A 12,691-nucleotide genomic window follows, 5' to 3' on the forward strand; every position below is an offset into this window, starting at 1 on the left:
GTGGCCAGCCGCCGCGAGCGCGGGAGGCCGGGGTTCCCGGACGCCGCTCCGGCTCCCGGGACCGCCCTGACTGCGACATACTCCGATGCTACGTCGCATGCCCTCTCCGCCTCATCAGCGGCGTGTATTTTCGCGGCACCAAGCCCGGCTCCGGCTCCAAGCCCGACTCCGGGCCCCGACCGCTACCGGGGCCGCCCCCGGTGCTCACGGCCAGGGCGCGGCGACCGGGTCGGGCACGGGTTCCTCGTAGGTCACCGGTGAGCGTGGGCGGCCGACGGACACGGCGATCGTGACCAGGCAGGCGACCGCGCCGAGACCCGCGACCACGGCCACCCCGCCGTACAGGTTGATCCTGTGCCGGTCACGGTGGACGACCCGCACCGGCTCGACCGCCAGGCCCAGCGGACGGGCGGGGTCGTGTCCGCCGGCCCCCTCGGCGGTGAGGGTGTGCCGGGAGATCCTGGCGGCCGCGGCGAGTGCCCGGGTGGCGTTGACGACGCCGAAGCCCATACCGGTGTCGTAGCCGCCGTTGGGCCGCCGGGTGGCTCCCGCAGTGATCGCCTGGACAACCAGCACGGGCGATATTTCTGGATATTTCGCCTTAATGAGGGCGGCGACGCCCGATACCAGGGCGGTCGCCTGCGAGGTGCCGCGACCGACCCAGTACTCGTCACCGGGGCCTGCCCCGAGGATGTCCACCCCCGGCGCGGCCACCAGGACCGAGGGGTTCCGGTTGGAGAACGAGGCCCGGCGCAGCCCCTGGTCCGTCGCGGCGACCGAGACCACCCCCGGGAAGGCCGCCGGGTAGGAGTAGGGGGCGTTGCCGCCGGCGTCGGGCTCCTCGGCACCGGCGTTGCCCGCCGCCGCGACGAGCACGACCCCCTTGGAGATCGCATAGCGGATCGCCGACCGCTCCTCCTTGGTCGCCAGCTCCTTGGAGATCGACATGTTGATCACGTCGGCACCGTGGTCCACCGCGTACCGGATGCCCCTGGCCACCACGTTCTCGTAGCGCTCGGCGGTGTTGAACTCTCGGAAACCGGGCTCCTCGTCCTCCAGGATGACCCGCACCGACAGCACCTTCGCGCGGGGCGCGACGCCGATCACCCCGTCTGCCCCGCCCGGCCCGTGACCGTGCCCGGCGATCAGCGACGCCATGTACGTTCCGTGCAGCCGGAGGGGTTGCACACCTCGCGGGTTGGCCCCGGCGGTGAAGTCCTTGCCCTCGATCACCGATCCGGCCAGGTCGCGATGGTCGCCGTCCACCCCTGAGTCGAGCACGGCCACGGTCACGCCCTCCCCTTCCGAGACCCGCCAGGCGGCGGGCAGGCCGAGGGTCCGCAGCACATCCCGCTGGCTGTCTCTGACGTCGTCGGCCCGCGCGGCCGGGGCCAGTGCCGTCAGCCCCGTCAGTCCCGCCAACCCCGCCAGTCCCACCAGCGTTGTCGCCGCGAGCGCCCCGCAGGCGGCGGAAAGACGCCTCGGCATGGTCAGCATCGCCACTCCGCGGAGGCACAGTCGGGGCGAGCGGGCCTGGACAGGCCGGCAAGGATCCGGTCGGCGATGTCGCCGGTGAACGCGAACAGGGTGGGCCGCTGCTCGCCGACCGCACTGGCGGGCCGGCCGTCTGTCTGGCCGACCGTGGCCATCACCACGTACGTGCCCGCCTGCCGGACGAGGCCGGCCTGGCGCCCGGCGGAGACGAACCGGTCCGCGACGGTGCCGGGGAAGGCCAGCGCCCTCAGACCCGGCAGGGGCCGGCCCCCTCTGGGCAGCGCCGCCTTGGCCCTGGTGGCGCCGATCTCGTCGGCGAAGGCCGCGACCCCGATGGTGACGACGACCCCCTGGAGCGCGTCGATGTAGGTGGCGCGCAGGATGCCCAGGCAGCCGGCCTGCCGCAGCGCCTTGCGCAGCTTGGCGTCGACCGCGTCGTCACAGCGGGTCTCCGGCGAGATGCCCACCCTCTGCGCTTTTTCCTCGCCCCCCTGCTCCGCGGCGTAACGGACCGTCTTGGGGAAGACCCGTCCGGCGGGCCACGCCTGCCAGCGCCGGGCCACCTCGTCGAGGGCTGCCCGATCGAGCTCCGCCTGGGTCGGCCCCCGGGTGAGCTCCGCCCCGGCGGCGCTGGTCGCCACCCCGGCCACGACCGCGCAGAACAGCGTCAGCGCCGATGCCACGACCAGCGTCGGCCATGAATGCCGTCGCTGACGTGGGACTTCGTTCACGCTCTCGACCTTAATGCGGTGAGGCGGGTGGCATCCGCCGTTCCGTCCATATCCGTCGGCATGGAAAGCACATGTGGCGGCGGCGCGAGTGCCGCCCGAACGGCAGGGGAACAGCGAGCGCCCCGTGGAGCGCGTGCTCCACGGGGCGCGTGCCGTGAAAACCCCGCCGGGTCGGTCAGTAGGTCGGCAGGCTCGGGTCGACGGTCTTGATCCAGCTGAGCACGCCACCGCCCACGTGGACGGCGTCGTAGAAGCCGGCGCTCTTGACGACCGCCAGAACCTCGGCGGAACGGGCACCGGACTTGCAGTGCAGGACGATCTTCTTGTCCTGCGGGAGCCTCTCCAGCGCGGACCCGTTGAGGAACTCGCCCTTGGGGATGAGCACGGCACCGGGGATGGACACGATCTCGTACTCGTTCGGCTCGCGAACGTCGATCACGTAGATGTTCTCGTCCGCGTCCTGCATGGACTTGAGATCGGCCGCGGTGATCGTGGAGCCGGAGACGGCCTCCTGGGCCTCCTCGGAGACCGCGCCGCAGAACGCCTCGTAGTCCTCCAGGAGCTGGGTGACCGTCGGATTCTTGCCGCAGAGCACGCACTCGGGGTCCTTGCGGACCTTGACCGAGCGGTAGTTCATCTCCAGGGCGTCGTAGATCATCAGACGGCCGACCAGCGGCTCACCGATGCCCGCGAGGAGCTTGATGGCCTCGTTGACCTGGATGGAGCCGATCGACGCGCACAGCACGCCGAGCACGCCGCCCTCGGCGCACGAGGGGACCATGCCGGGCGGCGGGGGCTCGGGGTAGAGGCAGCGGTAGCAGGGGCCGTGCTCGGCCCAGAAGACGCTGGCCTGACCGTCGAAGCGGTAGATGGAGCCCCAGACATACGGCTTGCCGAGGAGGACCGCCGCGTCGTTGACCATGTAGCGGGTGGCGAAGTTGTCCGTGCCGTCCACGATCAGGTCGTAGCCGGCGAAGATCTCCATCACGTTGTCGGTGGTGAGCGCCTCGTTGTGGACGATCACGTTGACCAGGGGGTTGATCTCCCTGACGCTGTCCGCGGCGCTCTCCGCCTTGGGACGGCCGATGTCGGACTGGCCGTGGATGACCTGCCGCTGCAGGTTGGACTCGTCGACCACGTCGAAGTCGATGATGCCGAGCGTGCCCACTCCCGCGGCGGCGAGGTAGAGCAGCCCCGGGGAACCCAGGCCGCCCGCGCCCACACAGAGCACCTTCGCGTTCTTCAGGCGCTTCTGCCCGGCCATGCCCACGTCCGGGATGATCAGGTGACGCGAGTAACGGCGCACCTCGTCGACGGTCAACTCGGCTGCCGGCTCTACCAGCGGTGGCAACGACACAGTTCTGCTCCCGTTTCAGGGGGTCTTGACGATACGGCTAGCGCAGCACGCTCCACTCACAACCTAACCTGGTGCCCTGGTCATTCCCCAACCGGAGTGAGGACCGTCTCACCTATCAGGATCCTGGCCTCGCGGGCCACCCTGCCGGGGAACTCCATCTGGGCCACATGCCCGGCGTCGGGCAGCAGCACCAGCCTCACCTGCGGGAACGTCCGGCCGGCCCGGGCCGCCATCCGAGGGTTGACGAGCCGGTCGTGGCGGCCGTGCACGACCAGTGTGGGCGCGGTCACCTGGGCCGCCTGCCGCCACAGGTTCGTCTCGCCGCGCCGGAAGTACTCGGCGACGATGCCGCGCGCCGAGTTGATCAGTGCCGCCCCCGCGTACGGGAGACCGTCCCTGCGGCGCAGCTCCTCGATCGCCTCCTTGAGCCGCTCCGGGTGAATCCTCCCCACATCGGCGTAACACATGGCGAGCGTGGCACCGAGTCTGCGCTCGGCGGGCAGGAGGCTCAGCCGGCTCGCCGCCCACTCGCCGAGCCTGGGCACGGTGGACAGCGCCACCCGCGCGGGACCGTACCTGGGCAGCAGATCGGGCAGGGCCGGTGAGATCAGGGTGAGCGAGCGGACCAGGTCGGGGCGGGTGGCGGCGACCCGCACGGAGACGGCTCCGCCCAGGGAGTTGCCGAACAGGTGTACGGGGGCTCGTGAGACCTGCTCTATCAGGGCGGTGACGGTCCGGACGTAGGCGTCGACGGAGTAGTCGCCGCCGGGCGGCTCGGGCGAGTATCCGGCCCCTGGCAGGTCGACGGCGTGGCCGGTCACCACGTCGGACAACTCACCCATCAGATCTGTCCAGTTGGTCGCGGAGCCCGCGAGGCCGTGCACATAGACGGCGGTCTCCGCGGGGCCTGGCGGCGTCGACCGCACATGGATTCGCTGATCGCCGAGGTCGATCATCTCGCCCTGCCAGCTGGGGATCGGTTTGTGCACCACTCGTACCTCCTGTCGCCCCTCCGCCCTTCCACGATAGTTCGCCTCGCGACACGCCGGACGACGGCCCCCGGGTACCACAAAAGGCACATAAGCCTATTTTCGCCAGATGTCTTTTTATTACACGCTTTATCACCATTAGCTAGATGCCTCCTTCAATGCCCTGTACTTCAAAGAACAAATGCGACATTAAAGACATTTAACCCGAAAGCAGCCGCTAAGTATCCAAGATCGGCCACAAATAGATAAGGAGAGGGCAAAAGGCTTTGATCTCTGTTTATCGGCAGACATGCGAGGAAATCATGACAACCAGGGATGGCTCACCACTGGCCATCTCCGGTAATTCTCGATCGATTCGGTAAATGCCGAAAATCGGGGCAACCGATCCTTTCAAGGGGGAAACGCAATGCCCAAGTTCAAGGGTGTCCTCGCAGGGCTCGCGATCAGCACGGCGCTGACCGGCGGAGTCGTCGGCATGGGCGCGGCGACCACCGTCACCAGCGCCAGCGCGACGACCACCACGATCACCGGCGCCGCCTTCCCGACCTGGGGCGGCGGCTGCGGTCGCGGCTGCGGTTGCAGCCGCTCGCACCACCACCGTCGTAGCCACCACCGCTTCAGGCTGATCATCAACAACCACAACAACAACAACAACCGCCTGGACAACTTCAACCGCAACGACCGCCTCGTGCCCGTTCTCGCCGAGCGCGACGGCAGGGAGTAGCAGGCCTCCCGGTCACCGGACCGAGGTCGCACCCCCGACCGGGGCGCGGCACGGCCAGAACATGAGGCCACCCACGGCCGAATCCGCGATGTCGAGCGGCTTCGGAACCGTAACGGAGCGACAGGACCCCATATTCGCCACGATCACCACTTCTCACCGAGAAAAAGCGATCGAACAGCGGAAACGGGAACTTGAGGAGAAATCCCCAAGACCCTGACTCCCAACACAGTGCGAGTTCTCATTTCTCAGGAATTACAGCGGGGCCTCGCGGTTTTCGAACCGCGAGGCCCTCGCCCATGCACCCGGCCCCCCGGCACATCACCTTCCCCACCCCCTCCCCAACACCCCTCACCTCGACACCGACGCACGAGAACGGCCCCCACGGCATCCACCCACGCTCACCGGATTCGACAGCAGGACACCTCGGAGACGACCCCGGCAGGACCCCCAGAAAGCCGGCGAGGATTCCCCCCACCGCACTCCGCCCCTCCCCTCGACAACGCCCCGGCGCCCTCCCCCCACACAAAGCACAAATACGACATTAAGAACATCTCACTTTAAAACAACTAATAAGAGTTCGACATCAACCATAAGGAGATAAGAAGAGGGCAAAAGCCTTCGATCTCTGTTTGTCGGAAGAGATACCAGGAAACCATGACAACCAGGGATGACTCATCACCGATCATCTCCGGCTTTTCCGACCAATCCGGTAAATGCCGAAAATCGGGGCAACCGATCCTTTCAAGGGGGAAACGCAATGCCCAAGTTCAAGGGTGTCCTCGCAGGGCTCGCGATCAGCACGGCGCTGACCGGCGGAGTCGTCGGCATGGGCGCAGCGACCACCGTCACCAGCGCCAGCGCGACGACCACCACGATCACCGGCGCCGCCTTCCCGACCTGCGGCGGCGGCAGCTGCAGGCGTGGCTGCGGCTGCTGCTGCCGCAGCTCGCACCACCGTTACAGCCGCCACCGCTTCAGGCTGATCATCAACAACCGCAACAACAACGACAACCACCTGGACAACTTCAACCGCAACGACCGCCTCGTGCCCGTTCTCGCCGAGCGCGACGGCAGGTAATAGCAGGCCTCCCGGTCACCGGACCGAGGTCGCACCCCCGACCGGGGCGCGGCACGGTCGGAACACGAGGCCACCCACGGCCGAATCCGCGATGTCGAGCGGCTTCGGAACCGTAACGGAGCGACAGGACCCCATATTCGCCACGATCACCACTTCTCACCGAGAAAAAGCGATCGAACAGCGGAAACGGGAACTTGAGGAGAAATCCCCAAGACCCTGACTCCCAACACAGTGCGAGTTCTCATTTCTCAGGAATTACAGCGGGGCCTCGCGGTTTTCGAACCGCGAGGCCCTCGCCCATGCACCCGGCCCCCGGCACATCACCTTCCCCACCCCCTCCCCAACACCCCTCACCTCGACACCCCTCCCCCACAAAGCACAAATGCGACATTAAGAACATTTCATTTGAAATCAATCAATAAGAGTTCAACATCGATGATAAATATCTAAGGAGAGAGCAAAAGCCTTCGATCTCCGTTTATCAGCAGAGATGCCAGGAAACTATGACAACCAGGGATGGCTCATCACCGGCTATCTCCGGCAATTTCCTACCAACCCAGGAAATGCAGAAAATCGGGGCAACCGATCCTTTCAAGGGGGAAACGCAATGCCCAAGTTCAAGGGTGTCCTCGTAGGGCTCGCGATCAGCACGGCGCTGACCGGCGGAGTCGTCGGCATGGGCGCAGCGACCACCGTCACCAGCGCCAGCGCGATGACCACCACGGTCACCTCCGTCGCCTTCCCGACCTGGGGCGGCGGCTGCGGTGGCGGCTGCCACCGCCGTCACAGCCACCGGCGGTTCAGGCTGATCATCAACAACCACAACAACAACCGCAACCACCTGAGGAACGACAACCGCCAGGACCGCTTCGAGCCCCTCCGCGAGGAGCGCCGCCGCGACGGCCGCGACGGCAACGGTGGCGGCAACGGTGGCGGCAACGGTGGCAACAACGACCTTGCCGCCCCCCCGGTCTCCTAGTCTCCTGACCAGGGCCGCGCGCCCCGGGCGGGGCGCGGCACGACCAGAGGCCGAAACCACATACGGCCGGATCCGCGATTTCCAGTGGCTCCGAAACCGTGACGGAGAGACAGGATCCCGCATTCGCCACGATCACGGCTTCTCACCGAGAAAAAGCGGTCGGACGGCAAATACCGGAGCTTGAGGAGAAGTGCCTAAGCTCCTGGCTCTCATATACAGTGCGAGTTCTCATTTCTCAGGAATTACCGGCGGGGCCCGCGGTTTTCAAACCGCGGGCCCCGCTGCGACATCCCCCGCCCCTCTGCCAAATCCCCCGCCCCTCCGCCAACCCTCTCCCTCGAATGTCGGTCGAGCGGCGCCCGCCCCCGGTCACCTCAATGCCGACGCGACCCACCGGGCCCGACACCTCCGGCCAACTATCGCATACATGTTCTAAAAATCGCCGGACAGATGTAAAGCATCGCCAATGCGGCAGGTACCGCCATGGGCAATCCGATGCCGTGCCTTTCTCAGCGCGCGGCATCCGAGGTCGTACGCTGGGCGATGTCCGACGTTTGCAGGAACCGGGCCAGGACAGGAAACGTGCCGAAGCCCGGATGACGACAGGGGATGTCAGACATGAACGTGCACGGCGCCGGCAAGCACGGGAAAACGGTCGACGACCCGTCCGAGGAGATCCCGATCGAGACGCCCGAGGCCGACGCCGCCGAGCAGCGTCAGTCGGCGCGCGAGGGCGGCTCCGTCTTGTCCCCCGACCTCTCCGCGGAGGCGGAGGTCGACCCCGCGGACGCCGCCGAGCAGGACCGGACCGCGCGCGAGGAGGATCAGGAGTGGCCCGATACCGTCCCCATGGAGGCGAATCCCGCCGACATCTTCGAGCAGCGACGCACGATCGAGCTCGATGAGGACGATTATCGCTGACCCCTGTTACCCGCGCGTAGGATGGCCCCAGACACCAGGAGTTTCACCCAAGGAGACCACGTGACCGCTACCCCGGATGCCAAGCCCCGGGGCACCCGGCTGCCCCGGACAGCCCGCCGCCGCCAGCTGCTCAGCGCGGCGCAGGAGGTCTTCGTGGAGAACGGCTACCACGCGGCCGCGATGGACGAGATCGCCGAGCGTGCCGGGGTCAGCAAGCCGGTCCTCTACCAGCACTTCCCAGGCAAGCAGGAGCTCTATCTGGCCCTGCTCGACCTGCATGTGGACGACCTGATCACTCGCTGCCGCGACGCCCTCGCCTCCACCACGGACAACAAGCAGCGTGTCCAGGCCGCCATCGGCGCGTTCTTCGACTTCGTCTCCAGCCAGGGCGAGGCCTTCCGGCTGGTGTTCGAGTCGGATCTGCGTAACGCCGCCCCGGTCCGCCAGCGCATGGAGCGCAACCTCCGTGAGAGCGCCGAGATGATCAGCCAGGTCATCCAGGAGGACACCGGCTGCTCCAGCGACGAGGCACGCCTGCTGGGCGTCGGGCTGGTCGGCATGGCCGAGGTCAGCGCACGTTACTGGATCAGTAGCAACGGCTCCATTCCCAAGGACGCGGCCACCCAGCTCATCGCGCGCCTGTCGTGGCGCGGCATCTCCGGTTTCCCCCGCACCGTCGCCGACCACTGAGAACGTCCCGCGGCCCCGCCGGCCCCGCCGGCCCCGCCGGCCCCAGGACATCTGTTCGCTTGGCGCGATCAACCGGCGCGTCGGACCTTCGATGGGGCGACCATGGGACGAGCAACCCTCATCGAAAGGGAGCACGATGGAAATCAAGATCGGCGTACGTTCCGTGCACCGTGAACTCGTAGTGGAGACCGACCTCACGGCCGACCAGGTCGAGAGCGAGATCGGTGCCGCCCTCACATCCGGCAGCGGTGTCTTCACCCTCACCGACGTCAACGGCCGGAAGATCATCGTCCCGGTCGCGTCACTCGGCTTCATCGAGATCGGCGAGGAGGCGGCGCGTCCCGTCGGCTTCGGCGGCACGCTCTAACGGATTCCGAGGCTCGCGCCGGATCGTCGTCCCCCGCCGGCATGGCGCGGTCCGCGGATCCGGCGCGAGCACGGGCGTCGAGTGATCATCTCTTGCGGAGAATCCGATGTGGGGCGCCCCGGACCCCCGGCACCCGTCTCGCCGGGCTCAGAAACGCTCGTTCCCCCATGTGCCCGGGCACTCGTCCCGCTCGCCGAACCCGCAGCAGCGCGGACGTCTGACCCGGCGAAGATGCTCCCGGCCCCGGCCGACGGCCGGACACCCCGCGCCTCCTCTGCGTAGCACGGGACGCGATGTCCAGCGGTTCGGCCCACATCTCGTCAAGGAACTGCCATAGCGGCGCGAGGCCCTCATGTCTCGCACGCTACCGCTGTTCGGCGTCCCACGCGCCTCGATCCGCGGACCGGTTCTCCTGCTCCGCCCCCCGGCGAACAGGCCCAGGGCCGCTCCGGGAGCCGGGAACATCCCCCGAACGACCATCCCGGCCCCCATGCCAGGGGCGCGGGGGGCAGCGGCTCACAGCCCCAGAGCGATCATCCGGTTGCCGTGTTTCTCGGTCAGCCGGGCGAACATCCGGCCGATGTCCTCCCCGGCCGCCTCCGCCAGCAGCGTCGCGAGTTCCGGCCTGGCCGCGGCCACATGCTGTCCCTGGCTCAGCGCCTCCCCGACCAGCCGCCTGGCCCACAGTGCCAGTCTCCCCGCCTGCGTGGGGTCCTCCTGCAGCGCCGCGCCGACCCTCTCCACGGCGAACCGGGACCTTTCCTCGTCCGCGAGGACCTCCTCGACGAGGTCCCGCGTCTCGTCGTCCATGCCGATGGCCGCCTCGCGGTAGAAGTCGAGCGCGATCCCCGTACCCACGTACGCCTTCACCAGAGCCTCCAGCCAGTCTCCGGGAGCGGTCTGGGCGTGCCAGTCGTCCAGCGGCCCGACGAAGGGCGCCATCGCCTCCTCAGGATCGGTCCCGAGGGCGGCGAGCCGGTCGCGGAGCAGTTCGAAATGCGCGTACTCGACCGCCGCGAGGCCACCGAGGGCCGCCCGATCGGTCAGCGAGGGGGCATACCGGGTGGCGTCCTCGGCGAGCCTGAGGAACGCCGTCAGCTCGGCGTAGGCGAGAACACCGAGCAGGTCACAGACACCGGGAGGGGAATCACTCATGGACGCAGCCTACGAGCTGACCGACCTCTCGATTCACCGGGAATACAAAGAAATCGGTTCTCCGTTGTGGTATCGAGTACACTGCTCTGTGAAAGTGCGACCGCACCGTGTTAATCCGGGATATCCACTCCCGGACGCCCCCAAAAGTCGGCGTGACGCCGCAGCGGTCGCTGATGACATGACGAGGGCTGGACCTTCCGCGAGGACTCGGCACGGGGAACACGTTTTCTGCCCGTGGTCCCGGCGGGCCTGCCTTCAACGGAGATTTAGGCAGGCCAAGCTGACGACGTTCCGAGACCTCGGAGTCACCCCAGAGATCGCCGATGCCCTTGAGACCGAGGGCATCATCACGCCGTTCCCGATCCAGGAAATGGCACTCCCCCTGGCCCTAGCCGGCCAGGACATCATCGGCCAGGCGCGCACCGGCACCGGCAAGACCTACGCCTTCGGCGTGGCGATGCTGCAACGTGTCGGCAAGCCGAGGAAGAACCGCAAGAAGCCCCGCGGGCTGGTCGTCGTACCGACCCGTGAGCTCGCCGTCCAGGTCACCGAGGACCTCGTGACGGCGGCCGGAAAGCTCGGTTCGCGGATTCTCACCGTGTACGGCGGGCGCGCCTACGAACCTCAGATCGAGGCGCTCAAGCAGGGCGTCGACGTCATCGTCGGCACCCCGGGCCGCCTGCTCGACCTGGTCAAGCAGAAGCACCTCGACCTCAGCCAGATCGGGACACTCGTCCTCGACGAGGCCGACCGGATGCTCGACCTGGGCTTCCTGCCCGACATCGAGCGCATCATCAAGCTCATCCCCGCGGAGCGGCAGACGATGCTGTTCTCCGCGACCCTGCCGGGCGAGATCGTCGCCCTGTCCAGGCGTTACCTCACCCGCCCCACCCACGTGCGGGCCGAGAACAACGACGCCGAGGCCGAGGCGACCCCGCAGACGACCCAGTTCGTCTGGCGCACGCACCGGATGGACAAGATCGAGATCGTCGGCCGCCTGCTGCAGTGCGAGGGCCGCGGGCTCACGATGATCTTCTGCGAGACCAAGCGCGCCTGCGACATGGTCGTCGAGCAGCTCAAGGAGCGCGGCTTCGCCGCCGCGGCCGTCCACGGCGACCTCGGCCAGGGCCAGCGAGAGCAGGCCCTGCGCGCCTTCCGCAACGGCAAGATCGACGTGCTGGTCGCGACGGACGTCGCGGCGCGCGGCATCGACGTCGACGACGTCACCCACGTCGTCAACTACGACTGCCCGCAGGACGAGAAGGCGTACGTCCACCGGATCGGCCGCACCGGCCGGGCCGGCAAGACGGGCGTCGCGGTGACCTTCGTCGAGTGGGAGGACCTCACTCGCTGGAAGGTCATCAACAACGCGCTCTCGCTCGCCTTCCCCGAGCCGGTCGAGACCTACTCGACCTCCCCGCACGTCTTCAGCGACCTGGGCATCCCCGAGGGCACCAAGGGCGTGCTGCCGCGCGCCAACCGGTCCCGGGCCGGCCTGGCCGCCGAGGAGGTCGAGGATCTCGGCGAGACCGGGCGAATCCGCTCCCGCTCCCCCCGCAAGGGGCGCGAGGACGATCGTGAGGAGCGTCGCGAGCGCCCGGCGCGCACATCCCGTGAGCGCCGCCGTACTCGCGGCGGCCGTACCGGCGAGGAGACCCCCGCGCCGGCCACGGCCGAGGGAATCCAGCCCGCTGAGCCCCCTGTCGTCGAGATCGCCGAGGTGGAGACGGACGTGGCACCCCGCAAGGACATCCATGACGACCAGCACGCCGCCGAGGCCGCGCCCCGCCGGGGCCGGACCCGCAGGGCCGGGCTGAACCCCGAGGTGAGCCTCGTCGGGAAGTCCGAGTCTCCGGCTCACACCGATTCCGCGACGGACGAGCCGGTCCGCAGGCAGCGCCGTGCCAGGCGCGAGCAGGTGGCCGAGGCCCCCTCCTGGGGCGAGGAGCCAGTGGCGGAGTTCACGGCCGAGGAGGACGACACCATGGCCGAGCGCTGGGACGACGAACCTCCGGCGGAGATCTACACGCCCCTGCCGCAGCCCGAGAAGATCATTCCGCCGAGCCCGTTCGCGGTGATCTTCAAGTCTCCGGACCTGGCGTCGGACGACGACGAGATCGCCCCCTCGGCGGCCTCTGAGCGCGTGCAGAGCCGCCGGCGCCCGCCGGTGCGCGGCCCGCAGCGAGGAAATCGTCGCCCGAACTAG

General features: G+C 68.1%; 12 protein-coding genes. 7 read left to right on the plus strand and 5 right to left on the minus strand.

Features of this window, described 5'->3' with window-relative positions:
• Positions 1-204: 204 nt before the first annotated feature.
• The 4 genes from OG884_RS10435 to OG884_RS10450 all read right to left on the minus strand — a co-directional run bounded on the left by OG884_RS10435 (position 205) and on the right by OG884_RS10450 (position 4,574).
• The gene (locus tag OG884_RS10435; RefSeq protein WP_326644496.1) at positions 205-1,497 is read right to left on the minus strand and encodes a S8 family serine peptidase; all 1,293 of its coding nucleotides are present in this window, start codon (positions 1,495-1,497) and stop codon (positions 205-207) included.
• The gene (locus OG884_RS10440) at positions 1,491-2,225 is read right to left on the minus strand and encodes a hypothetical protein (protein ID WP_326644498.1); all 735 of its coding nucleotides are present in this window, start codon (positions 2,223-2,225) and stop codon (positions 1,491-1,493) included. Before OG884_RS10440 ends, OG884_RS10435 begins: the two co-directional genes overlap by 7 nt.
• Before the next feature lie 175 nt (positions 2,226-2,400).
• Complete coding sequence (gene moeZ / locus OG884_RS10445) at positions 2,401-3,582, minus strand: adenylyltransferase/sulfurtransferase MoeZ (protein WP_326644500.1); 1,182 nt, start codon at positions 3,580-3,582, stop codon at positions 2,401-2,403.
• 80 nt (positions 3,583-3,662) lie between these two features.
• Positions 3,663-4,574 carry an alpha/beta fold hydrolase gene (locus tag OG884_RS10450; RefSeq protein WP_326644502.1) on the minus strand — a complete coding sequence of 304 codons (912 nt, stop codon included), beginning with the start codon at positions 4,572-4,574 and terminating at the stop codon, positions 3,663-3,665.
• 403 nt (positions 4,575-4,977) lie between these two features.
• Between OG884_RS10450 and OG884_RS10455 the strand changes: the two genes are divergently transcribed.
• The 6 genes from OG884_RS10455 (at position 4,978) to OG884_RS10480 (ending at position 9,330) form a co-directional block, all read left to right on the plus strand.
• Positions 4,978-5,295: a hypothetical protein gene (locus tag OG884_RS10455; protein WP_326644504.1), complete on the plus strand. Its 318-nt coding sequence runs from the start codon at positions 4,978-4,980 to the stop codon at positions 5,293-5,295.
• A gap of 757 nt (positions 5,296-6,052) precedes the next feature.
• The gene (locus tag OG884_RS10460) at positions 6,053-6,373 is read left to right on the plus strand and encodes a hypothetical protein (protein ID WP_326644506.1); all 321 of its coding nucleotides are present in this window, start codon (positions 6,053-6,055) and stop codon (positions 6,371-6,373) included.
• A gap of 607 nt (positions 6,374-6,980) precedes the next feature.
• On the plus strand, positions 6,981-7,352 hold the full coding sequence (locus OG884_RS10465; RefSeq protein ID WP_326644508.1) for a hypothetical protein: 372 nt from the start codon (positions 6,981-6,983) through the stop codon (positions 7,350-7,352).
• Positions 7,353-7,970: 618 nt separating this feature from the next.
• Positions 7,971-8,273: a hypothetical protein gene (locus OG884_RS10470; RefSeq protein WP_326644510.1), complete on the plus strand. Its 303-nt coding sequence runs from the start codon at positions 7,971-7,973 to the stop codon at positions 8,271-8,273.
• Between the two features lie 60 nt (positions 8,274-8,333).
• Positions 8,334-8,963, plus strand: coding sequence for a TetR/AcrR family transcriptional regulator (locus tag OG884_RS10475; RefSeq protein WP_326644512.1), 630 nt, complete (start codon positions 8,334-8,336; stop codon positions 8,961-8,963).
• A 136-nt stretch (positions 8,964-9,099) separates the two neighbouring features.
• Positions 9,100-9,330: a DUF3107 domain-containing protein gene (locus OG884_RS10480; RefSeq protein WP_326644514.1), complete on the plus strand. Its 231-nt coding sequence runs from the start codon at positions 9,100-9,102 to the stop codon at positions 9,328-9,330.
• Positions 9,331-9,846: 516 nt separating this feature from the next.
• Here the strand turns inward: OG884_RS10480 and OG884_RS10485 are convergent.
• Positions 9,847-10,485, minus strand: coding sequence for a ferritin-like fold-containing protein (locus OG884_RS10485; RefSeq protein ID WP_326644516.1), 639 nt, complete (start codon positions 10,483-10,485; stop codon positions 9,847-9,849).
• A 370-nt stretch (positions 10,486-10,855) separates the two neighbouring features.
• On the opposite strand from OG884_RS10485, the gene OG884_RS10490 reads away from it, so the two are divergent.
• A complete protein-coding gene (locus OG884_RS10490; RefSeq protein ID WP_326644518.1) occupies positions 10,856-12,691 on the plus strand; it encodes a DEAD/DEAH box helicase in 1,836 nt (611 codons plus the stop codon).

It is taken from the genome of Streptosporangium sp. NBC_01755 (genome assembly GCF_035917995.1).
In the GTDB taxonomy this organism is placed as follows: domain Bacteria; phylum Actinomycetota; class Actinomycetes; order Streptosporangiales; family Streptosporangiaceae; genus Streptosporangium.

Bases quoted from the DNA above. Each gene is read 5' to 3' on its own strand.
- OG884_RS10465 (WP_326644508.1), top strand. From the start codon at position 6,981: ATGCCCAAGTTCAAGGGTGTCCTCGTAGGGCTCGCGATCAGCACGGCG.
- OG884_RS10490 (WP_326644518.1), top strand. From the start codon at position 10,856: ATGGCACTCCCCCTGGCCCTAGCCGGCCAGGACATCATCGGCCAGGCG.
- OG884_RS10455 (WP_326644504.1), top strand. From the start codon at position 4,978: ATGCCCAAGTTCAAGGGTGTCCTCGCAGGGCTCGCGATCAGCACGGCG.
- OG884_RS10435 (WP_326644496.1), bottom strand. From the start codon at position 1,497: ATGCTGACCATGCCGAGGCGTCTTTCCGCCGCCTGCGGGGCGCTCGCG.
- OG884_RS10480 (WP_326644514.1), top strand. From the start codon at position 9,100: ATGGAAATCAAGATCGGCGTACGTTCCGTGCACCGTGAACTCGTAGTG.
- OG884_RS10470 (WP_326644510.1), top strand. From the start codon at position 7,971: ATGAACGTGCACGGCGCCGGCAAGCACGGGAAAACGGTCGACGACCCG.
- OG884_RS10485 (WP_326644516.1), bottom strand. From the start codon at position 10,485: ATGAGTGATTCCCCTCCCGGTGTCTGTGACCTGCTCGGTGTTCTCGCC.
- OG884_RS10460 (WP_326644506.1), top strand. From the start codon at position 6,053: ATGCCCAAGTTCAAGGGTGTCCTCGCAGGGCTCGCGATCAGCACGGCG.